At 62.4% G+C, this 21,935-nt stretch carries 24 protein-coding genes; 13 read left to right on the plus strand and 11 right to left on the minus strand.

Annotated features, from left to right (window positions below; translation table 11 throughout):
- Positions 1 to 62 precede the first annotated feature (62 nt).
- The 4 genes from M1E05_RS06165 to M1E05_RS06180 all read right to left on the minus strand — a co-directional run bounded on the left by M1E05_RS06165 (position 63) and on the right by M1E05_RS06180 (position 3,640).
- On the minus strand, positions 63 to 1,067 hold the full coding sequence (locus tag M1E05_RS06165; RefSeq protein ID WP_461164754.1) for a metallophosphoesterase family protein: 1,005 nt from the start codon (positions 1,065 to 1,067) through the stop codon (positions 63 to 65).
- Between the two features lie 291 nt (positions 1,068 to 1,358).
- Positions 1,359 to 1,829, minus strand: coding sequence for a hypothetical protein (locus M1E05_RS06170; RefSeq protein ID WP_461164755.1), 471 nt, complete (start codon positions 1,827 to 1,829; stop codon positions 1,359 to 1,361).
- A 191-nt stretch (positions 1,830 to 2,020) separates the two neighbouring features.
- Complete coding sequence (locus tag M1E05_RS06175) at positions 2,021 to 2,374, minus strand: hypothetical protein (RefSeq protein WP_458111661.1); 354 nt, start codon at positions 2,372 to 2,374, stop codon at positions 2,021 to 2,023.
- Between the two features lie 96 nt (positions 2,375 to 2,470).
- Positions 2,471 to 3,640, minus strand: coding sequence for an RtcB family protein (locus M1E05_RS06180; protein ID WP_461164756.1), 1,170 nt, complete (start codon positions 3,638 to 3,640; stop codon positions 2,471 to 2,473).
- A gap of 48 nt (positions 3,641 to 3,688) precedes the next feature.
- Between M1E05_RS06180 and M1E05_RS06185 the strand changes: the two genes are divergently transcribed.
- Positions 3,689 to 4,348 (plus strand): SDR family oxidoreductase, encoded by a 660-nt coding sequence (locus M1E05_RS06185; protein ID WP_458111659.1) that lies wholly within the window; start codon positions 3,689 to 3,691, stop codon positions 4,346 to 4,348.
- Between the two features lie 17 nt (positions 4,349 to 4,365).
- Here M1E05_RS06185 and M1E05_RS06190 read toward each other — a convergent pair whose 3' ends face one another.
- Entirely contained in the window at positions 4,366 to 5,571 is a 1,206-nt protein-coding gene (locus M1E05_RS06190; protein WP_461164757.1) for an ROK family transcriptional regulator, read from the minus strand.
- Positions 5,572 to 5,761: 190 nt separating this feature from the next.
- Between M1E05_RS06190 and M1E05_RS06195 the strand changes: the two genes are divergently transcribed.
- From M1E05_RS06195 to M1E05_RS06240, 10 genes are all read left to right on the plus strand, one after another.
- Positions 5,762 to 7,039 (plus strand): ABC transporter substrate-binding protein, encoded by a 1,278-nt coding sequence (locus tag M1E05_RS06195; RefSeq protein WP_461164758.1) that lies wholly within the window; start codon positions 5,762 to 5,764, stop codon positions 7,037 to 7,039.
- A 22-nt stretch (positions 7,040 to 7,061) separates the two neighbouring features.
- Entirely contained in the window at positions 7,062 to 8,009 is a 948-nt protein-coding gene (locus M1E05_RS06200; RefSeq protein WP_461164759.1) for a carbohydrate ABC transporter permease, read from the plus strand.
- Positions 8,009 to 8,920, plus strand: a complete 912-nt coding sequence (locus M1E05_RS06205; RefSeq protein WP_461164760.1) for a carbohydrate ABC transporter permease — start codon at positions 8,009 to 8,011, stop codon at positions 8,918 to 8,920. The genes M1E05_RS06200 and M1E05_RS06205 overlap by 1 nt, the downstream gene beginning before the upstream one ends.
- Before the next feature lie 57 nt (positions 8,921 to 8,977).
- Positions 8,978 to 10,681: a glycoside hydrolase family 13 protein gene (locus M1E05_RS06210; RefSeq protein WP_461164761.1), complete on the plus strand. Its 1,704-nt coding sequence runs from the start codon at positions 8,978 to 8,980 to the stop codon at positions 10,679 to 10,681.
- 163 nt (positions 10,682 to 10,844) lie between these two features.
- Positions 10,845 to 11,708 carry an HpcH/HpaI aldolase/citrate lyase family protein gene (locus M1E05_RS06215; protein WP_458111653.1) on the plus strand — a complete coding sequence of 288 codons (864 nt, stop codon included), beginning with the start codon at positions 10,845 to 10,847 and terminating at the stop codon, positions 11,706 to 11,708.
- A 38-nt stretch (positions 11,709 to 11,746) separates the two neighbouring features.
- A complete protein-coding gene (locus tag M1E05_RS06220; RefSeq protein WP_461164762.1) occupies positions 11,747 to 12,694 on the plus strand; it encodes a DUF2797 domain-containing protein in 948 nt (315 codons plus the stop codon).
- Between the two features lie 34 nt (positions 12,695 to 12,728).
- Positions 12,729 to 12,953 (plus strand): DUF3188 domain-containing protein, encoded by a 225-nt coding sequence (locus M1E05_RS06225; protein ID WP_247041922.1) that lies wholly within the window; start codon positions 12,729 to 12,731, stop codon positions 12,951 to 12,953.
- A gap of 26 nt (positions 12,954 to 12,979) precedes the next feature.
- Positions 12,980 to 13,441 (plus strand): FAS1-like dehydratase domain-containing protein, encoded by a 462-nt coding sequence (locus M1E05_RS06230; protein WP_458111650.1) that lies wholly within the window; start codon positions 12,980 to 12,982, stop codon positions 13,439 to 13,441.
- A 2-nt stretch (positions 13,442 to 13,443) separates the two neighbouring features.
- The gene (locus M1E05_RS06235; protein ID WP_461164763.1) at positions 13,444 to 13,881 is read left to right on the plus strand and encodes a MaoC family dehydratase; all 438 of its coding nucleotides are present in this window, start codon (positions 13,444 to 13,446) and stop codon (positions 13,879 to 13,881) included.
- A gap of 36 nt (positions 13,882 to 13,917) precedes the next feature.
- The gene (locus M1E05_RS06240; RefSeq protein WP_461164764.1) at positions 13,918 to 14,985 is read left to right on the plus strand and encodes a UDP-N-acetylmuramate dehydrogenase; all 1,068 of its coding nucleotides are present in this window, start codon (positions 13,918 to 13,920) and stop codon (positions 14,983 to 14,985) included.
- Between the two features lie 34 nt (positions 14,986 to 15,019).
- Here M1E05_RS06240 and M1E05_RS06245 read toward each other — a convergent pair whose 3' ends face one another.
- Complete coding sequence (locus tag M1E05_RS06245) at positions 15,020 to 15,487, minus strand: hypothetical protein (protein ID WP_461164765.1); 468 nt, start codon at positions 15,485 to 15,487, stop codon at positions 15,020 to 15,022.
- A gap of 256 nt (positions 15,488 to 15,743) precedes the next feature.
- Here M1E05_RS06245 and M1E05_RS06250 point away from each other — a divergent pair, with 256 nt between their 5' ends.
- Both M1E05_RS06250 and M1E05_RS06255 read left to right on the plus strand, forming a co-directional pair.
- A complete protein-coding gene (locus tag M1E05_RS06250; RefSeq protein ID WP_461165198.1) occupies positions 15,744 to 16,811 on the plus strand; it encodes a winged helix DNA-binding domain-containing protein in 1,068 nt (355 codons plus the stop codon).
- Between the two features lie 202 nt (positions 16,812 to 17,013).
- Positions 17,014 to 17,979 (plus strand): hypothetical protein, encoded by a 966-nt coding sequence (locus M1E05_RS06255; protein ID WP_461164766.1) that lies wholly within the window; start codon positions 17,014 to 17,016, stop codon positions 17,977 to 17,979.
- A 119-nt stretch (positions 17,980 to 18,098) separates the two neighbouring features.
- On the opposite strand, the gene asd is transcribed toward M1E05_RS06255, so the two are convergent.
- From asd to M1E05_RS06280, 5 genes are all read right to left on the minus strand, one after another.
- A complete protein-coding gene (gene asd / locus M1E05_RS06260) occupies positions 18,099 to 19,229 on the minus strand; it encodes an aspartate-semialdehyde dehydrogenase (RefSeq protein WP_461164767.1) in 1,131 nt (376 codons plus the stop codon).
- 168 nt (positions 19,230 to 19,397) lie between these two features.
- Positions 19,398 to 19,799 (minus strand): hypothetical protein, encoded by a 402-nt coding sequence (locus tag M1E05_RS06265; RefSeq protein ID WP_458111645.1) that lies wholly within the window; start codon positions 19,797 to 19,799, stop codon positions 19,398 to 19,400.
- On the minus strand, positions 19,783 to 20,439 hold the full coding sequence (locus M1E05_RS06270) for a hypothetical protein (RefSeq protein ID WP_461164768.1): 657 nt from the start codon (positions 20,437 to 20,439) through the stop codon (positions 19,783 to 19,785). Before M1E05_RS06270 ends, M1E05_RS06265 begins: the two co-directional genes overlap by 17 nt.
- Before the next feature lie 9 nt (positions 20,440 to 20,448).
- Positions 20,449 to 21,549 carry a WXG100 family type VII secretion target gene (locus M1E05_RS06275; RefSeq protein WP_458111643.1) on the minus strand — a complete coding sequence of 367 codons (1,101 nt, stop codon included), beginning with the start codon at positions 21,547 to 21,549 and terminating at the stop codon, positions 20,449 to 20,451.
- 165 nt (positions 21,550 to 21,714) lie between these two features.
- Entirely contained in the window at positions 21,715 to 21,933 is a 219-nt protein-coding gene (locus tag M1E05_RS06280; RefSeq protein ID WP_461164769.1) for an NF038396 family protein, read from the minus strand.
- Positions 21,934 to 21,935: the final 2 nt, after the last annotated feature.

Here is a 21,935-nt window from a genome sequence, read left to right on the forward strand (position 1 = left end):
CATTTTCGGCAGGTCAGAGGCGTAAGGCCTCTGGCCTGCTGCTGTTTAAGGACTGAATCCAGCTATGGTGCGGATTGGGTACCTGCATCCGTGCCCGACCCCGACGTTGGAACGAAGTTCCAGTCGAAAGACCCGTCGACCCGGAGTGTCATCCGAAGGAACCCGTGAGTGTTGCTGAACCGCTTCACGATGTACGACGGACTGCTGATGAACGGGCGGAGGGAGATACCTCCGGTCGAAACCTGGAACGCTGTCATCCCGTCGCTGACGCACTGGTCAGCGTTGTTCACCGGACATGACCGTTCGTAGTTGTGTTGTGACCCCGACAAAGTCAGGCGGACGCGGTGCTTCCACATCACATCGATCCACGGCTTGTGGTCAGCGGCCCGCTCATGTGCGTTCGTGTCCGACGTGAAGTACGGTTCGTGATGCACGACTGCCAGGTGCTTACCTGCCGCCTTCGCAGCCGCGAGGTCGTTGTCCAGCCACTTCGTCAACGCCCGGGCCTCCTTGGCGTTGTATCGCCAGTGGGCGGATGACAAGAACGCGAAGTGCCAGTTTCCGAAGTCCTTCGAGTACGGTTCCCCGTTCCCGATGAACCCACGCTGCTCGTTGATCGCAGCCTTCGACGGGGCTCCCGGGCATTGGCCATTCATGAATTTGTCGAGGTCTTCGTTGCGGCCCGGTTTCCAGTCGTGGTTGGGGGCGGACACCCAGTACAACTTAGGCTTGGTGCCTCCCCATAGCCGTGTCCAGTAGTCCACATAGCTGGAGCAGTACGCCGTGTCGTATTGGAAGTCCCCGAGCCCCAGGAACGCGTCAATCTCGTTGTTCTGTACGAGCCTCGTGATCGCGGCGCCATTCAAACCGGACGGGCTATCGGGCGCATAGTTCTTGACGGGGTTCATGTCACCCACAGCAGCGATCCGGACATCCCCCGCACGGGACGTGGGCTCGTCGGGCAGTCCCGGAGGGCTGGTGCAACCCGCCACAGAGACTGCCACGAGGGCTGCGGCCGTTGTGGCCACACTCCGGAAGGATCTGAGACGAGAGAGTGCTGGCTGCATCTATTTACCCTTCCAGAAGCCGGACAACAGGTCGGCTCCCGGAGGGCAGCCAGGCGCACCGGCACCTTTGATGTTTCCTCAGGCCTGGACTGGCTGTCAATGGCGCGCGATGCTGCCTGAGGGGTGCTGCGAACCATGGCACGGAGTGCTGCAAAGGGTTTGAGGCGGCGGCTCGTCACCCCCGTTTTGACATAACGAGCCGCCTTCCACCGACAGAGACCCCATGACTTAGTTCGTCGGTGGTACCAAGCCCATACCCAGGCGCCGTCCATGTGAAACCCGGCATCCACATTAGTTGTTTGCCGGGACAGCCGGGACCGGGTGGAAACCGCTGGTGGGGTGGACGATGATTTCGCTCATTTCCTTCGGAACCGGGGGCCCCACCAGCACGAAGTCCATCATTCCCAGCGGCGGTGCCTCGCCGCTGTGCGCATTGAAAAGCTCATCGAACCGGGCCCGGGTCTCTGCAGGCGCGTCGGCCCGCAACGTCTCACGAAGTCTGCTGATGTACCCGGACGCGCTCTGATACCTGTATTCGGCCCCTTCCGGGGTGAAAATGCTGACGCTGTCCATGTTGATGGCTACTGATCCCTGCCGGTTATCGACGACGGCGGTGAGGTACGTGACCGGAGCTTCCTTCACCAGGCTCCGTAGTTCCTCGATTTCAGGGACCGGCGGAGCGGGGATTTCCATCGCCCCGGTAGCCCCGGTGGCCGCGTTGAACCTGTACTTGCCGGGCCGCAGGATCGTGGACGGGGGCATGACTGTTTGCGCCGCCGTCGTCTGAGGCAACGTCGGAGCTTGTGTCTGCTGCGGCCCCGACACCTCGGGAGGGCCGGTGTCTGTTTGGAATGGGGCGGGGCCTTCGCAGCCCGCGGCCAGCAGCACGAAGATGAAGCCGGTTAGGGACAGCCATCTCCGCTTCATCTCAGTGGCCGGCAGGTCCTTGCGGGCTACTCGGAACCGGCCTTCTGCTCCCGGTCCCGAAGGTTCCGAACAATATCGTCCAGCTTTTCTTTGATGGTCTTCTCCGCGTCTGAGAGGGCCTTTCCGGCCCCGCTCAGGGGATCCAGCTGCAGGTAGACCTCCTGGCCCACGGGAAGGTCGTACTCGTCCTTCAGATGGGTCCCGCCTGACACACCATCAAGGGACAGATAGACCTGGACGTCAGTCCTGGCAATACCGGCGATGCGCCCGAAAACCACGGTGAAGTCGTTGGACTGGAAGCTGATGGTGTGACCGACGTGGCTGCGGTTCAGCTCACCGGCCGTGATTGCCTTCTCGTTGGGGCTGGCCGAGTAGTTCATGCAGTTCTCCTAAGAATTTCCTGAGAATCGTCGCAACGTACTACCGCTGCACAGGTCACGTACCCCAACCCCCGAGCAGCCAAACAGCAGCCTGGGCTAGTCACCCTTGACGTTGACGATCTGGCGCAACGTTGCCCTGACGGCTACGAGGTCCTTGGCGTCCTGCATCACAACGTCGATGTCCTTGTACGCGGCAGGGATCTCGTCGATGAAGGCGTCAGTGTCCCGGTACTCAATGCCCTTCATGGCCTTGCGCAGTTCCTCCCGGGAGAAGGTCTTCCGCGCGGCTGTGCGGGAATACTCGCGTCCAGCTCCGTGCGGGGCGGAATTCAAGGAAGGCGCGAATCCTTTTCCCTCCACCACATAGGACCTGGTTCCCATGGACCCCGGGATGAGGCCGGGCCTGCCAAGGGAGGCGTCGATGGCACCCTTCCTGGACAGCCACACTTCCTTCCCGAAATGCCGTTCCCTGGTGGTGTAGTTGTGATGGCAGTTGATGCGTTCCTTCTCCACCACCGGCTGTCCCATCCACTGGGTCATGGCGCGGACGACCCGGTCCATCATCTCCTCACGGTTGAGCAGGGCGAACTTCTGGGCCCACATCAGTTCGGATATGTACCGGCTGAATTCCGGTGTGCCCTCCTCCAGATAGGCAAGGTCCCGGTCCGGCACCGTGATGCTTTGCCTACGGCAGTAATCCTGGGCCACATTGATGTGGTGTTGCGCGATTCTGTTTCCCACACCTCGCGAGCCCGAATGCAGGAACAGCCAAACACGATCGTCCTGATCCAGGGAAACTTCGATGAAGTGGTTTCCGGATCCGAGGGTTCCCAGCTGCAGGTCCCAGGTCTCAAGGTAGGTGGACGGGTTGAACCCTTCGTTCCGGGCATTGGCCTCAAGGACCTTGGCCCTTGCCGCGGCACTTTCGGTCAGCCTCCGGTTGTTCTTTCCGGCGGATAACGGGATGGCTTGTTCAATGGCCACCCGCAGCGTCTTACGGTCCTTGTGGTCCAGGTCCGGGAGGCTGAATTGCGTGCGGACAGCGATCATTCCGCACCCGATGTCGACGCCGACTGCAGCGGGAATGATCGCGCCGACCGTGGGGATGACCGACCCCACCGCGGCGCCCTTCCCCAGATGTGCGTCAGGCATTGAAGCGAGGTGCGGCCAGATGAACGGCATGGAGGATGTCTTCACATTCTGCTCCAGCGTGCCTTTGTCGATGATGGACGCGAAGTTGATGTACTTCGCGTTGACCTGCTGCATCACGGCTCCTTCCCGGGCCCAGGCGGTCGCCTGAGGCACAATGAGTGCATGACGCGTATTGCCATCATCGGCGGCCACGGCAAAGTGGCCTTGCAGCTCTCCACCATTCTCTCCGCACAGGGGCAGGGCGTCACGTCCTACATCCGCAATCCTGACCACCGGGACGATGTCGCCGCCACTGGTGCCACGCCGTCGATCCTTGACGTTGAAAACTCGACGACGGCGGAGCTCGCCGTCGCCTTGCAGAACCACGACGCCGTGGTCTGGTCGGCGGGCGCAGGAGGCGGCAACCCGGCGCGCACCTATGCCGTGGACAGGGATGCAGCCATCCGCTCGATGGATGCTGCGGCCGCGGCAGAAGTGGGGCGGTACATTATGGTCTCGTATCTGGGCGCGGGGCCCGGACACGGCGTACCGAAGGACAACGGCTTTTTCCCCTACGCCGACGCGAAGGCCGCCGCTGATGAATACCTGCGGGGGAGCGGTCTTCAGTGGACCATCCTGGGCCCGGGTACCCTCACCGACGGTCCGGGAAACGGGCTCATTGACGTCAACCCTGCAGACACCTCAACGGGCACCGCTACCTCCCGGGCAAACGTGGCACTGGTGGCCGCGGCCGTCCTGGGCCTTCCGGAGACCGCGGGACACACCATCGAGTTCCGGGACGGTTCACTGCCCATAGCTGCAGCCCTGCAGGCAGTCTACTGAGCGCTAACAGCCTGTGGTCAGGATGCTGCGGCAGGGTCCAGCTCAAGCCAATTGGCCTCAACGTGATCCAATGCCCGGCGCACTGCCCCGACGGTGACGATGGCATCGCCCAGTGGCGAGACAGCCAGCCGCGGCGGCGTGGCGGTCAGTCGCGGGAGACGTTCGGCCACTGACCCCAGGAGGACCCCTGCGGACTTTGCAACGCCTCCGCCGAGCACCACGAGTTCGGGGTTCACCATGGTGGAGACGGTGGCCACCACCCGCGCCACGCGGTCGGACAGGCGGTCGAGGATGCCCAGGGCGACGGCGTCGCCGGCCGCAGCGGCCGCAAAAACATCCTCGGCCTCTACCTCAGCGCCCGGCGCGGTCGGCCGCAAAGCCGTCTTGGCGCGCCCGGCGAGGGCTTCCGCGGCCCAGAGACGCGCCAGTGTGGCGATGCCGAAGGGATCGCCGACTCCTTCCACCAGATCCAGATAAGCCATCTCGCCGAAACCGCCGCCGGACCCCCGAAGCAGTCTGCCATCTTCGATGACTCCTGAGCCAAAGCGCTCACTGGCGAGAATCACCACGACGTCGTCCACGCCAGCGGCCGAGCCGCGCCAGCGTTCGCCCAAAGCCGCTAGATTCGCGTCATTCTCCAGCAGGACGTCCCAGCCGTGGAGGTCCGTCAGCGCTGAGCGAAGCCCGACGTCGAACTTGCCCCAGAAGCTCTGGGTGACCAGGACGTCTCCGTTGCGGTCCACGGGAGCGGCGATGCCAACGCAGACTGACATGACGTCCTGGGGAGACGCTCCGGCGTCCTTCAATGCGGCGATGGCCGTGCGGTCAATGACCTCGATCCTTTCCGTTGCCGGGATGTCGTCTGACCGGAAGGGCTGGCTCGCACGGCCCTGCAGGGTGCCGCGGAGATCGGCCACCACCACGGTCGTCTTGGCAACCCCCACGTCGACTCCAAGCACGTAGCCCGCCCGCTCGTTAAGTTCGAAGCGGCGCGCCGGGCGCCCCTTCTGGTAGCCACCGAAATCGCGCTGGTTGGGAAGTTCCCGCACCCAGCCCCTCTGCTCGAGGTCTTCGCAGACGGCGATCACTGTGGCCCGCGTCAGGCCGGTTGCCTCGATGAGCTCTGTCACGGTGACCGCGTTGGTTGTACGCATCACCAGCAAGATGGCTTCGGCGTTCACCCTGCGCAGCAATTGAGGCGTCGCTGCCGTAATTTCAGACATCCTCTTGACCTCCCTGTGGTTTTGCTCACATAATACTTGAGGAACTAAATTTAGAACCTATATAAAGTATTCATTCCCCTTCAGTTTGTCGTAAGCGAACTACCCGGCCCTTTTGCAAAGGAGCAACAGTGAGAATTTTTCGACACGTCCCTGGCCGCAGCCAGGGCGGACGTGAGCTATGAATGCCGCCTTGCCCACCCGCCGCTTGCTCCTCAAGGCAGCGGGCTTTTCCTGTGCCGCGGGGCTCCTGCCGCTTTCCGGCTGCGCAACATCTTCACAGGTGCAGCAAAAGGGCGTCACCCAGCTGCGCTTCATGCAGAACAAGCCTGAAGTTGTGGCGTACTTCAACCAGGTCATCAAGGATTTCGAAGCGCTGAATCCGGATATTCACGTGGTTCAGGACTTCAACGAAGGCAACTTTGTGCCCTCGCTCGTCCGCAATAACCCGCCCGATGTCGTGACCCGTGGTTTTGCCCAGGCCACTGCCGACTTCACCCGGAAGGGCGTTTTTGCTGACCTTTCGGGTTTGCCGTCCGCTGCCACCATCGATCCCAAGGTTCAGGCACTGGTGAACTCCTGGGGCCAGTACAAGGGCGAGACCAGCGCCATTCCCTTTTCCCTCGCCGGGGCCGGAGTCATCTACAACAGGGAAATCTTCGCTCAATATGGAGTGGCTGTCCCGACGACGTGGGATGAGTTCCTGGCAGCTTGTGAAACCTTCCGCGCGGCCGGAATTGCCCCCGTTTACGGCACGTTTAAGGACACGTGGACCCTTCAACAGGGTGCCTTCGACTACGTCACCGGCGGGACCGTAGACGTGGAGGATTTCTTCGCCCGCCTCTATGCCAAGGGCGCCGACATCCGGGAAGACGCGTCCGAGTCCTTCTCCAGCAACTTCGGGCCAGCCCTTCCCAAGATCCTGCAGCTCACCGGGTTTACCCAAAACGGGGCGTCAAGTAAAAACTACGCAGACGGCAATGCAGCCTTCGGAAGGGGACAGGCAGCCATGTACCTCCAAGGGCCCTGGGCGCTGTCCGAACTGGTCAAAGCCAACAAAAATATCCAGCTGGGTACGTTTCCGCTGCCTGCCACGAACAATCCCGCCGACACCAAAGCCCGCGTCAACGTGGATATGGCTTTGTCCATCACCCGGAACACACCCAACCGGGCTGCGGCGGAAAGGTTTGTGAACTATCTCCTGGAGCCGTCGGTTGTAAACACCTTTAACGAAAAGAACGCCGCGTTCTCACCACTCGCGGATGCTCCGGCGGTAAGTAACCCGCAGATCAGCGGCCTGGCTCCCTATGTCGCGGAGGGGCGCTACTACCAGGGGGCAGGTACCTACTTCCCGCCGTCGGTCCCGCTGGGAAATTACATCCAATCCTTCGTCTACAACCGCAACGCCGGGCAGTTCCTCAGGGACCTCGACGCCGAATGGCGCCGCGTTGCTGAACGCACCAACGTCTGACCCCCACCTTCAGGAGCAAGCAATGACCACAACTTCCCAGGTGGGCCAGGCAACGCCGCCGTCAACCCGTCACACCGCGAGCACGGACTCTCCACCACTCAGGCAGATCAGGGACAAAATCGATCCCACGTTTTACTGGATGCTCATCCCCGTGCTGGCACTGTTCGCCTTCTTCATTACGCTTCCGGCACTCATTGGAGTGTTTTTCAGCCTGACCAACTACGCGGGCTACGGCGACTGGAAATTCATCGGCCTCACCAACTACGTCAACATCTTCAAGGACCCGGCGGTTCTGCAGTCCTATCTCTTCACGTTCTTTTTCGCACTGACCACCACCGTGGTGGTCAACGTTGTTTCCCTGGCCATCGCCCTGGGATTGAATGCCAGGATCAAATGGCGCACCGGCATCCGCACCGTGTTCTTCATTCCCATGGTGCTGTCGGCGCTCATCGTCTCGTTTGTCTTCAACTACCTGTTCTCCAACACCCTTCCGGTCCTTGCCGAGCGCTTCGGGCTGACACCCCTGGCCAGCAGCATTCTGGCAAACGAGAACCTCGCCTGGATCGCGATCGTGCTCGTGACCGTCTGGCAGGCGGCACCGGGCGCCACCATCATCTATCTGGCCGGCCTCCAAAGTGTTCCGTCCGAGGTCTACGAGGCAGCCGACCTGGATGGCGCTGGGAGCTGGCGGCAGTTCACGCACCTGACGCTGCCGCTGATCCTCGGGTACCTGGTTATTAATGTGATCCTCGGCTTCAAGGGATTCCTTGGCACATACGAAATCATCGTGGGGCTCACGGGCGGGGGCCCGGGCATGGCAACACAGTCCGTGGCCATGCGGATCTTCTCGGGCTTCACAGGAGGGGACTACTCCTACCAGATGGCCAACGCCGTCATCTACTTCCTCATCACCCTGCTCATCTCCGTCATTCAACTGCGCCTCATCCAGCGCCGGGGGGTCTCGCTCTAATGACCGCATCCACAGCACTGCCCGATTCCGCTTCCGCCGCCGACGTCCAGCGTTCTGCGCGCCCGCCCGCTGTGCGCCGCTCCTCCAGAGAAGGCTTCAAGGTCAACTGGTGGCTGACGGCCCTGATGCTTGTTGCCTCACTGACCATCCTGCTGCCGCTCTACTTCACTGTTGCCATGGCCCTGAAGTCAGCGGATCAGGTCGGCACCGGTACCGGCCTGGCCTGGCCCTCACCCATGAACTGGAACAACTTCGCTGAGGCCTACGTGGCCACCAACTTTCCAAAGGCCTTCCTGTCCACAGCGTTTGTTACTGTGTTCAGTGTGCTCGGTGCACTGGCATCCAGTTCGCTTGTCGCCTATGCGATAGTGCGCAACTGGCACCGGAAGTTCTTCCGCGGATCCTTCGTGTATCTGCTTTCGGCCATGTTCATACCGTTTCCCGTCATCATCCTGCCCCTCATCAAGCAGACGGCCCTGCTGGGATTGGACAACCCGGGTGGAGTGATCTTCCTGCACGTCCTGGGCGGCATATCGTTCAACACCCTGCTGTACATCGCGTTTGTCCGGTCCATCCCGGTCGAACTGGAGGAGTCAGCGCGGATGGACGGGGCCACCACGTGGCAGGTGTTCCGGAAGATCATCTTTCCGCTGCTGGCCCCGATGAACGCCACTGTGGGCATCTTCGCCTTCCTGGGTTCCTGGAATGACTTCCTGCTGCCCCAGATGATGATCGCCGATCCCGCGCTGCAGACGCTCCCCGTGGTGCAGATGCTTTTCCAAGGCGAATTCAATACCAACTACAGCCTCGCCTTCGCGTCCTACCTCATGGCCATGGCGCCCACCCTGGTGGTGTACATCCTGGCTCAACGGTGGGTACTCTCCGGAGTAATGCGCGGAGCGGTCAAGTAGCGCGGCCAAGTCCTCCAATACCAAATCAAACAAACACACCAGAAAAGGAAAATTCCCTTGTCCACCACTGCCACTCTGGCAACCCTGTCCGATTCTGACCTCGCAGCCGATCCCAACTGGTGGCGCCAGGCTTCCGTTTACCAGATCTACCCGCGCAGCTTCTCTGACTCCAATGGGGACGGCCTGGGCGACATCAGGGGCATCACCGCCAAGGTGCCTTACCTGAAACAGCTGGGAATTGACGCTGTTTGGCTGAGCCCGTTCTATCCCTCGGCGCTCGCGGACGGAGGATACGACGTCGACGATTACCGTGACGTTGACCCGAAGCTTGGCACCCTCGAAGACTTTGCCGAGATGTCAGCGGCCCTGCATGCCGCCGGCATCAAGCTGATCGCGGACATCGTCCCGAATCACTCGTCCAACCGGCATGTCTGGTTCCAGGAGGCCCTGGCGTCACCCAAGGGCTCCGCCGCACGCGACCGCTACATTTTCCGGGACGGCAAGGGCCCGGATGGCGAATTCCCGCCGTCGGACTGGGACTCTGTTTTTGGCGGTCCTGCCTGGGAACGCATTACCGAACCCGATGGCAGCCTCGGGCAGTGGTACATGCACATTTTCGCCAAAGAGCAGCCCGACCTGAACTGGGCCAACCGGGAAGTCCGCGAAGACTTCCTCAAGACGCTCCGCTTCTGGTCGGACCGGGGTGTGGACGGGTTCCGGGTGGATGTGGCCCACGCCCTCACGAAGGACCTGACCGAGCCCCTGCAGTCCAAGCTGGAAATCGGCACGGAGGACGGCACCCTGGACGGCTCCCACCCGTTCTGGGACCGGGACGAAGTCCACGAGATCTATGCGGAATGGCGAGAGGTCTTCAACGAGTACAACCCGCCCCGCACCGCCGTCGCCGAGGCGTGGGTGCACGCCAGCCGCCGTCCCCGCTATGCCAGCCCCAAGGGTCTGGGCCAGGCCTTCAACTTCGACCTCCTGCAAGCCGATTTCGACGCGCAGGAGTTCCGGGACATCATCACCCGGAACCTCGATGAAGCCGCAGCCACCGGAGCATCGTCCACCTGGGTTTTCTCAAACCACGACGTCGTCCGGCACGCCACCCGTTATGGCCTGCCCAAAGCCACACGGGAGGCCCACAAGCGCGGCAAGGGCCAGGACGGCAAGGCGTGGCTCCTCGCAGGTGCACCCGAGGAGGAGCTGGACCGTGAGCTGGGCCTTCGCCGCGCCCGGGCCGCGACCCTGCTGATGCTGGCACTGCCCGGCTCCGCCTACCTTTACCAGGGCGAGGAACTCGGCCTTCAGGAAGTGTCGGAGATTCGCGATTCCGAACGCCAGGATCCGTCGTTCTTCCGCAACAAGGGGGTCGAGATCGGCCGGGACGGCTGCCGCGTGCCGTTGCCCTGGACGGCCGAGGGCCCTTCCTACGGATTCGGCGACGGCGGTGCCCACCTTCCGCAGCCGCAATGGTTCGGCGATTACGCCGTTGACGTTCAGGAGGAGCGGGAAGCTTCTACCCTGGAGCTTTACCGCCAGGCCCTGCGCCTGCGCCGTGAGCTGCAGACCGCGGAGGAGCTGACCTGGCACGAAAGCCCCAACGGCGAAGTGTTGCACTTCACCCGTCCGGGCGGCTGGCACGTGGTGACAAACTTCGGAAAGGAGCCAGTCGAGCTTCCCACAGGGGAACTCCTCGTCAGCAGCGGCCCGCTGGAAGACGGCCGGCTGCCAGCCAACACCACGGTGTGGCTGCGCTGACTCGGAAGTAATACTTGCGGAAAAGTCCACCCCGTCCGGCAGGCCAACTCCTGGCCTGTCGGGCGGGATGCTCCCGTTTTCACCGGGACAATTGGTCATATTGTTCACAAGAGGTAGCCGAATTACTTCGCCGTAGGCCGCCCTCGCCGGATACGGTAGATGTATGACGTCTACCACCGCCGCCGAAACACTACGGCCGACTCGCAGTATCCCCGCTGAAATTGCCCGTTCCTGGCTTCTCGTCAACGCCATGAAGACGGAGCTTTTCCAGCAGTCCGCTGTCTCCCGGGCTGACGCGATCATTCTTGACATCGAAGATGCGGTCGACCCTTCCCAGAAGGATCGTGCCCGCCAGAACATCATCGAATGGCTGACAGCCGGCGGCAAGGCATGGGTCAGGATCAACGACGCCACCAGCCCGTTCTGGGCCGCAGACCTCGCCGGACTGCGCGGCACCCCCGGGCTTCTGGGCGTCATGCTTGCAAAGACCGAGTCAGCAGACCAGGTCACCGAGAGCTTCCACCGCATGGACGGCAACACTCCCGTCATCCCCCTCGTGGAATCAGCAGTGGGCATTGAAGAAGCCAACAACATCGCCAAAGCCCAGGGCGCCTTCCGGCTCGCCTTCGGTTCCGGCGACTTCCGCCGCGACACCGGTATGGCAGCTACCCCCGAAGCCATGGCCTACCCGCGTGCCAAACTGGTTGTGGCCAGCCGGGTCGGTAATCTGCCGGGCCCTATCGACGGCCCCACCGTGGGAACCAACCACCCCATCCTGCGTGAGCAGACGGGCATCACAGTCATGATGGGCATGACCGGTAAGCTCTGCCTCGCCATCGACCAGACCAGCGTAATCAATGAGGTCATTAGCCCCACACCCTCGGACGTCGCATGGGCCACGGACTTCATGGCTGACTTTGAGGCCAACGGCCGGGTCATCCGGGACGGTTCCGACCTTCCGCGCCTGGGCCGGGCAGAAAAGATCATCAAGCTCGCGGTGGCCTTTGGGGTGCAGCCCGCGCTCTGACTCTCAGTACGCCCACCATTTGATCCACAGGGGACCCCGTGACCGATTCCACCTATCTGGTCCACGGGGTCTTTTGGGATGGCCCTGCAGCCGCACGGCCAGGAGCCGACGGCGGAACCCCGCACCTGCGGCTTGAGCGCCGCGGAGGCGGGTTCAGCGAGGTCCCACTAGCCTCCGGCACCCATCTTGGCTTCCGCCTGTCGGAATCCGGAAAATTCTGCCTCGGGCACCACAAGGTGCACTCAGCGTCCGAGCGCGATCATGTCTTGTGCCCCAACCAGGCTATCGCCGTGAAGGGGAACCAGTGTGAGCGCTGCTTCATGGTGGACGACTCCCGCCTCATCCACGATTTTCACCGCGGCGGGCGTGTGCCCCCGGGTCTGCGTGCCTACCTGTCCCAGCAGCATTGGCTCTACGTGGCAACGTTCGGGGATGGTGCCAGCAAGGTGGGAACGGCGTCGAACCTGCGGAAGTGGAACCGCCTGGCCGAACAGGGCGCTGTGGTTGCCAGGTATGTTGCGCGTGCCGATGACGGCCGGATCGTCAGGGTGCTGGAGGACATGGTCAGCCGGGAGGCTGGGCTGCCACAACAGATCCGGTCTGCCGCAAAAGCTGCTGCCCTGACCGAGCCTTCCCCCGCCTTTGGGCTGGATGCAAAGAACAAGGCCTTGGCAGGGGAGGTCCGCACGCTGCTCGCGGGTGCAGCCCTGGGAGGTTTCGCCGTGGTGGATGAACAGTGGATCCGTCCGTCCCAGGCCGATCCGGTCTCTGTACCAGGATCGGGGCTCCGGCACGCCTATCCGCACGATCTGAGCGAGGGCGCGCACGGGTTCCGGATCAACTCCCTCAACGGTGGCTACGCCCTGGCGTCCATCGAAGGTTCCGAACTCGAGTTCGTCGTGAGCCTGGGCCTGCTCAAGGCCCGCAGGATTGAACTGGGCAACCATCGGTCCGAAGTGCCGGCGGTTCAGGAATCCCTGTTTTGACATCCCGGTTTTGAACAGCCAGTAAACTGGCACGGTGCTGAACGAATTCTGGGCCTCGGCCTCAACCGCGTACAAAATCGTCGTCTTCAGTGCGATGGGACTGATCGCCGTCGGGATCATCCTCAATATTCTGGGCAACACCTCACAGAACCAGGGACTTTCTGTGGCGTCCCTGCCGGTGATCGGGCTGGGCCTCGTTCTGCACATTGTGGGCCTGGTGGTCCGCGGCCAACAGATCCGGAAGGGTTACAAGAGGTAGTCCGCCCGGACGATAGGCTTGAGGCCATGAGTATCAATCCGGATCTGCAGGGCCGTAGCTACCCTGCCGCAGAGGTGTACGACGTCGGCCGCGAGAAAATCCGCGAGTTTGCCCGCGCGGTCAAGGCAACGCATCCCGCCCATTTTGACCTGAACGCAGCCATCGCCCTAGGACACCGGGACCTGGTGGCACCCCCTACGTTTGCGATCATCGTCGCCCAGCGGGCCGACGCCCAGCTGATCGAGGATCCGGATTCCGGCATTGACTTCTCCCGCGTGGTCCACGCAGATCAGCGGTTCGTCCACCACCTGCCCATCGTCGCCGGTGACAGGCTTGTGGCTGAACTCCATGTGGACGGCGTCCGCTCCATGGGCGGCGGTGCCATGATCACCACCCGTTCAGAGATCTTTGCCCTGTCAGAGGGCGCTTCACGCAGAAACGTCGCAACCACCACGTCCTCGATTCTGGTTCGCGGAGAGGAACAGTAACCATGACACCTTCCTTTGCAGACCTCACTATCGGCCAGGATCTTGGCAGCCGGACCATCAGCGTCACCCGGCAGGATCTGGTCAAGTACGCCGGCGCCTCCGGGGACTTCAACCCCATTCACTGGAACGAGTCATTCGCCACTGGTGTGGGCCTCCCCGGTGTCATCGCCCACGGAATGTTCACCATGGGAGCCGCCGTGCAGCTGGTCACCGACTGGGCCGGGGACCCGGCAGCGATTGTGGATTTCCAGACCCGCTTCACCAAGCCCGTCCCTGTAACCGACACCACGGGAACCGACGAGCCCGGCGCCAGCATCGAGGTCAGTGGCGCAGTCGGAGCACTCGATGAGGATGCCAAGACAGCGCGGGTGGACCTCACCGTCGTCTCCGGAGGACAAAAAGTGCTGATGAAGGCCCAGGCCGTAGTCAGGCTTGGCTGAAACTGTGGATCTTTCGATCCCCGTTAGGCTGTTGAGGTGACCCAGACGCTGCTTGCCGAACTCACCACCGCCGCCGTCGGCGGTCCCGCCGCCACCTTCGTGGAGGCCAGCACGGAAGCGGAGATCATCGACGTCGTGCGTTCCGCTGACGCCATTGGGGAGCCGCTGCTCATCATCGGCGGCGGGTCCAATCTTCTGATTTCCGACGACGGGTTCCCCGGAACCGTCCTGAAGCTCGCCTCCGAGGGTTTCACAGTCAGCGCCGAAGACTCCTGTGGTGGCGTGGCAGTGGTGGTCCAGGCGGGGCACAACTGGGATGACCTGGTGAAGCACGCGGTGCTGCACGCCTGGTCCGGGATCGAAGCCCTTTCCGGAATCCCTGGCTCCACGGGCGCTACTCCGGTTCAAAACGTGGGTGCCTACGGTGCAGATGTCTCGCAGACCATAGCTGCCGTGCGGACGTGGGACCGGGAGCAGAACGCCGTGCGGACGTTTACGAACTCCGAGCTGAAGTTCGGCTACCGGGATTCCCTACTGAAGCAGACAACTGTAAATGGGTCCCCCCGGTTTGTGGTGCTGACGGTGGAGTTTCAGTTGCCGCTGGGCCGTATGAGCGCGCCCATCCGCTATGCCGAGCTGGCCCGGGCGCTTGGCGTTGAACAGGGCAAGAGGGCGTACTCCAACGACGTGCGGCGGGAAGTGCTACGGCTCCGGGCATCCAAAGGCATGGTCCTGGATGCCGCGGACAGGGACACCTACTCGACTGGATCGTTCTTCACCAACCCGATCGTTCTTCCGGCTGTCGCGGACGGGCTGCCGCAGGACGCGCCCCGCTACCCGGCCGGCAGCGATGGTCTGGTGAAACTCTCAGCTGCCTGGCTCATCGATAAGGCCGGCTTCGCGAAGGGCTTCGGATTGGAACCGGACAGCGTTTCGGGAGGCCGGGCCGCTTTGTCCACCAAGCACACCCTGGCCATCACCAACCGCGGCTCCGCCAAGGCCTCCGATATGGCGGCCATCGCGCGTGAGGTGAGGCGCGGCGTCGTCGAACGCTTTGGTATTGAACTGCATCCGGAACCGCTGCTGATTGGCATGGAACTGTAGGTCCGGGACCGGGCTGTATATTCCGGTTCCGGGCTTATGGCTGATTTTCTTTCCGAGGGTGCGGCGCCGCCCTGCTGAAGAGCAGATAGGTGAACCCGGACGCCGCTGCCGCCAATCCGAAGACTTGGCAAAAGGCCACCGATTGGGGACTTGGCCCGCTTCGAAGCAGCAGTCCTGCCCCGGCGAAGGCAACGGCTCCCAGCAGGAATACCACCGTGCCGGGCAGGAAGCTCCGCAGCGTGGAAGGGAGCTCTTCACCGGCGTCCGGAGCAGTTTCGCGGTGCGGCTGGAGCAGTACTGCCGCCGTGAAGCTGAATACAGCCAGCACGATGCCCACTGATGAGACCCGCTGCAGATTCGCCATGACCGGTGAAAGACTTGTCCCGCTGGCGACCGCAACAGCAAGTCCGGCGGCCATCCCTGCCGCGCTGGAGGCCCAGCCGAGCAGGGCGAGCCTCCGGCATAGGGGCCGCAGGAGGGGCCACAGATCACCCATGGTCATGAAATCAGCGTAGGAGTGCGGGCTGGGCACCAACTGGGAGTTGACTGTACCTTGCTCTCAACTGGCGGGGCTTGTAAGGCGCTCCCATCTGGCAGGATGCGCCTGGAGGGCTTCGCTGCGGACTGTATTCGTCCGCAGCTGGTCCTAGGATGTTGCCATGACGGCACAGGTGCAGGCCCAGGTTTCAGCGGCCGACTCAGGTTCGGCTCAGACCCGCGATTCTTCGAACGTGTCCGTGCGGCTTTCGGCCCGGGTCATGGGGCGGCTTCGTCTCGCATCCCAAGGCGTACTGGGGGAGGGCCTTGGCTCCGTGCCTGAGACGGTCCGGTGGATGACGGCACTGCAGGCCCAGGACCTGCCGGCAGCACTCTGGGCCGTAAGCCTCCGCTCTTCCGGCGCCGGGCTTGGATCGGTGCGGTCTGCCCTGGACGACGGCGAAATCGTCCGTTCCTGGCCCATGCGCGGGACTTTGCACCTGGTGGCTCCCGAGGACCTTCGCTGGATGCTCAGTATCACCACCCCGCGGATGATCCGCGCGGCCGCGACCAGGCACCGGCAACTTGAGATTTCCGAGGGGGACATCAAACTGTGCCGTGACGTTGCCTTGGAGATGCTGACAGGCGGAAAGGCCGCCACCCGGCAGGAAATGTTCGCGGCTTTCGAGGATGCGGGTCAGGTGACCAAGGAGCAGCGCGGAGTCCATCTGCTTGGTCTGTTGTGTCAAACCGCGTCGATCGTCCCCGGTCCCTTAGCCGGAAACCAGCAGAAGTTTGCTGCGTTCGATGAGTGGATACCCGAGTCGCGGAGCCTGGAACGCGAGGAGGGCATTGCCGAGTGGGTTCTTCGTTACATGCGCAGCCACGGGCCTGCTACTGAACGTGACTTTTCCTGGTGGTCCGGCATCCCTCTTACCGAGGTCCGCAAAGGGTTGAGCTCGGTCGGGTCTGAGCTAGTGAAGCTGGTATTTGAGGGGAGCACCTACTGGATCTCACCCTCCACGGCGGAACTGCTCGACGTCGGCGTACCCGGCGAGCGTTCGGTTCAGGCACTCCCCGCCTTTGACGAGTTTCTCCTCGGCTACACGGACCGCAGCCTGGTCCTTCCCCCGGAGCACGCAGACAAGATCGTCCCCGGCGGCAACGGCGTGTTCAAGAAAATCATCGTGTCGGGAGGTGCGGTGGTAGGGACATGGGGCGTACAGGGGAGCGGTAAGGCTGCCGCCGTCGTGCCTGTAATCTTCAACGAGGCCAAGCCCATGGGTTCTGCCGCGGCAGCAGGTTTCCGGAAGGCCGGGGAACGCTACCTGAAGTTCCTCGCCGGCTGAGGCCGCGGGAGGCTTCACCGGCCCTGCCCCGCCCAACCGGCCCTGCCCCGCTCAAACGGCCCTGGGCAGCTACGGTCTTGTGGGTTGGGGCCGGTCGTAGGGCAAGGAGAAGCGCAGGAGCCAAGAGCCGGAACTGCTGACTTCTCCACATACGACCGATGAGTGCTAACGATACAAGGACTAATGCATCCAGCCTTGAAACATGAATCCCCACAAGCTGACCACAGTCATTGACTCGCGCTGGCCAGCACATTCGGTCGCCTCCACTCACCAACTCGCTCAGGCTGAACTGGGTAATCGCGTCCTGACTCTCGGGGTGCGGTCCGGTGTGCTGCTTCGTCTGCGCCGCGGTGCGTATGTGCGATCTGACGAATGGAACCGCCTCTCACCGTGGGAGCGCGACGATCTGCGGATCCGCGCGCACTACGAATCCACTGGTGGGACGGCTTGCTACAGCCATATCAGCGCGGCGAGACTGCACTCGTGCCGGGTCTGGAACTGTGGGCCGCTGGTTCACGTCACCACGTGCTATTCAAATTCAGCCACAAGCACCGGGATCGACGTCCGAACCCACCGCCTTCCACTGTGCTCCTCCGACCTCATTACGCTGCAGACTGCGGACGGCCGGGACATCCAGGTAACCAGCCTGGAGCGCACAGTGCTGGACTGCGCCAGGATCCTCCATCTCGCCGCTGCCGCCGTGACCGGGGACGATGCCTTGAGGAAAGGAGCGGATCTGGCAAGCATGAGGAAAAAGCTTGAGGAAAGTCCGGTGAAGCGGGGGAGCGTGCGAGCCGCTGCAGTGCTGGACGCGCTTGACGCCCGCTCGGAATCTGCCGGGGAAACCCGCACTCGCCTCTTGCTGCATTCCTTCGGCTTCCACTCGTTTGTTCCCCAATACGAGATTCCAACGAGCGCAGGGCTCTTTCGTGCAGACTTCGCGGACCCGGCTTCCAGAGTGGTCATCGAGTTCGACGGCAGAGCAAAGTACGGCGATTACAAGCCGGCAGACCAAGTGCTGCTGGCCGAACGGAGGCGGGAGAATGCCCTTACTGAAGAAGGGTGGATATTTCTTCGCCTCGATTGGCAGCAATTGGAAGACCCGTGGGAGCTACGACGACGGGTTCAGGCTACCTTTGCCAGGGCTCAGAAATGGTCGGTTGGCTAACCCACGCAAAGACGGCCCTGCCCCGCTTGAGCGGCCCGGGAAGGGGCAGTTCAAGCGGGGCAGGGCCGTGATTGCGGTGAGCGGGGTGTTGGTGAGCGGGGTGAAGCTAAGGAGTGGGACTACAGAGTGCCGGTAGCGATGTTCAGCATGCGGCGCAGCGGCTCGGCGGCACCCCAGAGGAGCTGGTCTCCCACCGTGAACGCGCTGATGTACTCCGGGCCCATCTCGAGCTTGCGGATTCGGCCCACGGGGATATCCAGCGTGCCGGATGCAGCGACAGGGGTAAGGCTCGCCATGGAGTCTTCCTTGGTGTTCGGCACCACCTTGGCCCACTCGTTGTCCGCAGCCAGGATGCTTTCGATTTCAGCAACGGAGAGGTTTTCGCGGAGTTTGAGGGTGAGAGCCTGGGAGTGCGAACGCATGGCGCCGATCCGGATGCACAGGCCGTCCATCATGATGTGGTTCTCGGCGGAAGTGCCGAGGATCTTGTTGGTCTCCACGCCCGCCTTCCACTCTTCCTTGGACTGGCCGTTGCCCAGGTCAGCATCGATCCAAGGAATCAGCGAGCCGGCCAGCGGAACACCGAACTGGGTGGCGTCGATATCCGAGCGCTGGTGGGCCAGGACCTTGCGGTCGATGTCCAGAATGGCCGACGCCGGGTCGTCCAGTTCGGTGCTGACCTCGGCATTGAGCGTGCCGAACTGGCTTAGCAGCTCGCGCATATGCCGCGCACCGCCGCCGGAGGCAGCTTGGTACGTCATGGACGTGCCCCACTCGACGAGGCCGTTCTTGAACAGGCCGCCGAGGCCCATCAGCATGCAGGACACGGTGCAGTTGCCGCCGATGAAGTCCTTGGTACCGTTCACCAGGCCCTTGTCGATGACGTCGCGGTTGATCGGGTCGAGCACGATGATCGAGTCATCGCTCATACGCAGGGTGGAGGCGGCGTCGATCCACAGGCCGTCCCAGCCGCGGCTGCGCAGCTCGGTGTGGACGCGTTTGGTGTAATCGCCGCCTTGCGCGGTGACAATAATGGGCAGCTTAGCCAGCGTGTCGACGTCGAACGCGTCCTCGAGCTTGCCTGAGCCTTCTGCAAACGAAGGCGCGGCACCTCCTGCATTCGAGGTGGAGAAGAACACCGGGTTGATGTTGGCGAAGTCGCCCTCGTCCTGCATGCGCTGCATGAGGACGGAACCGACCATGCCGCGCCATCCGACCAGGCCGACGGAAGGGGTAGCTGCTGTAGTCATTCGTCCAGTTTAGACTTCGGAACGCGCATGGCGCAGTCGGTTACGTCACTATGCGCGCGTCGCACGACGTCGGTACTCGCCGCATGCCCCTAGGGGTTGTTCCCTCTTCGCCAACAGCATTGGGAGCAGCACCTACGAGGTCAGGAACAACAGCCCTATCATGGCGTCCTATTCAACCGGCCGCGGCAGATTACGGTCCCTCCGCAGCTTCTCGGCCTTGCGTTCCTTAAAGTAGCTTGACCAACCGGCGAGGAGGGGAATGAGGATCAGCAGGTACATCCACCAGATCTCGCGCAGGATGTGCCACTGATCAGTGAGGGCCATCTGCAAGATTCCGTACAGCATCCCGCCAAAAGCCAGGCTGATCAGGACTGCGAGGAACAGCAAGCCCGCTGAGCTGTTAACGGGCTTAACCAGGCTGACACCATCGTCCTTGCGGACGCCGTACTCCTCAGACGTATAACCCACCAGCTCACCATTTTCGGCGCGGCGGTGGATCAGCTGTTGGTCGGAGGACCCGGACTGCTCGTAGCCTGGGTCCTGGGGGACTCCGTTACTGCGCCTGGCCACGGGAGTTCGCAATCGCTGCCAGCAGTCCGGCGTCTTCCAGGACCATGGTTTCGGCGACCTCGTCCTTGTCGAAATCCGGGATGCCGGTGGTCCAAGTATCGTTCTCACACCGAATCAGCAGGTGCTGTTCGGAGTCCAGAGTCTTGAAGACGAGGTAGGCGGAGCCGCCATGATTTTGCTGTACATGTTGCTGCACCACCCGAAGTGTAGCTTCCGCCGACGTGATGCTGGGGTCCTGGGCAAATACGAACCAGGTGCCGAGCAGCCGGGGTTGAAGCATCAGCGATACGCCGGGTGCTTCCAGGAGAGCGACATTGTCCATGGTCTCACCCGTCAGCAGCGCGATCTCCGTCCAACGGGTCGCGCTGCCGAACGCTGTGGCTACTGCGGCTGCGACACCGGTCACTCCCAGCTGCCCGTTATCATCAACGGTGGCCATATCTCGCGCCAGGAGCGATGATGCGCCGGCCGTGGATAGGGTGACATCGTCGACCATTTCCTCGGCGCGGAAAACACTGACGGTTCTGTTTCGCGCCGGACCTTCAAAAACGTTCAGAAGATAGGCAAACTCGCCCACGCCGAAGCCGATGACATCGACGCCGAGGCGAGGCTCTTGCTGGGTCTGGTCCTGAATGGTCATGCTTCTCTCCTAATCGCCGATCCCGAAGAACTTGCCCACGGACTTGCCAGCATCCACCAGATTGTCTTTCGTGTCGCTAACGAATTTTCCGGGATCCTGCACAGCGTTTGCTATGCCTTCGCCAATGTTCTTCCCGACGCTGCTGATGGTGTCCCAGTTTTCGTAGATGGCAACTCCAACACTGGCGACCTGACAGACAGTCCCGGCGGGCGGTGGCAGGAAACATCCAACCCCGAGGCCAGCTTTGAGGGCGCCCCCCACGCCGCCCTTGATATCGCCGTTGGCGAAGGCGTTGACCGAGTCGATAGCGCTGAAGCCAACGCCGGCCCAGCCCAGCCCGCGGGCGAGGCCACTCTTACCCAGCCATTCCAGCTTTGTACCCGCACCGATCAAGGGCTTTTCCTCCAGCAACGGAGCGAGCCTGGAAAGTCCGGGGTACTGATGCAGATTCTTCAGGGAGGCAAGGTCCGTTGCTTTATCGATGATGCCGATTCCGCGGTTTGCTTTCGAAGAGTTGCTGAGAAGGCCCTCAAGGGCTGCCGTCCCTTTTGTGGTCTGCAGCAAATGGCGGGTATCAAAAACGGGGCCTCCGAGCCGGTGCAGGCCTCTTGACAGCAACGCCTGAGCTGCCTCCGCCCGATGGTTCTTAAGTACCCAGCCGTACTGCCCTACATGCTTGGCCAGGGTAAGTGGAGCTTTGATGAACTTCTGAATCGTCAGGCCTGTCCTGAGCGCACCAACGCCGCCCATGAGCACGCCACCGAGCACTGCCGGCAGCGCCCAGCCGGAACCGCCCGAACCCGAGCTACCCAGGGGCCCGCCACCGGAACCGGGGGCGGCATCGCTCGCCTTCTCTTGCTGGTTAGCGTTCTCGAGGAGCTTTTTGGATTCTTCCTTGAGACGGTCGGCGGCTCGCTGCAGGAGAGCATGGTGATTTCCGTTCCAATTGGAGCGGAACTGGAGGGCGTCATTGCCTTTCCACGAAGTGTTGTTGTTGATCTGGCTGGTCAGCAGCGTGGATTGCTGCTGGAGGCTCTCTGAAGCCTGACCAAACTGCTGTGCGAGCGTCCGCAACTGTGCGACGTCAGCGCCCCACAAGTTCCCAGTCATCCAAATCCCCCAAAGGTTCCGTATGGAACAGCGTGAATGCTGCCCTGCCCAACAAACTGTAGCTAACTTCAAGCCGGCTCCGCGATGGGGCCAACTCCCCATCAGCAGCGGGGTTGGCTCGCCATCAGGGCGTCCGGACGGCAATCAGGCGAGCCCAGACACCACTTACGCGCCCGGATGCTCCGAAAGCAGCAACTGTTTCCGAGCCCGGATGGCAAAGAAAGCGCCGAAGGCGAAGACCTGGGCAACAACAACCAGCACAATGATGCCGACGATCTTGTTTCCGCCCAGGATCATGGTCAGTCCCACGATCGTGGAGAGCAGCGCGAGAAGCGGCAACAGCATGTAGCCCAGCACGAACAGTGTTTCTGGTTTCTTCAGCATCT

It is taken from the genome of Arthrobacter sp. R4-81 (assembly GCF_054792365.1).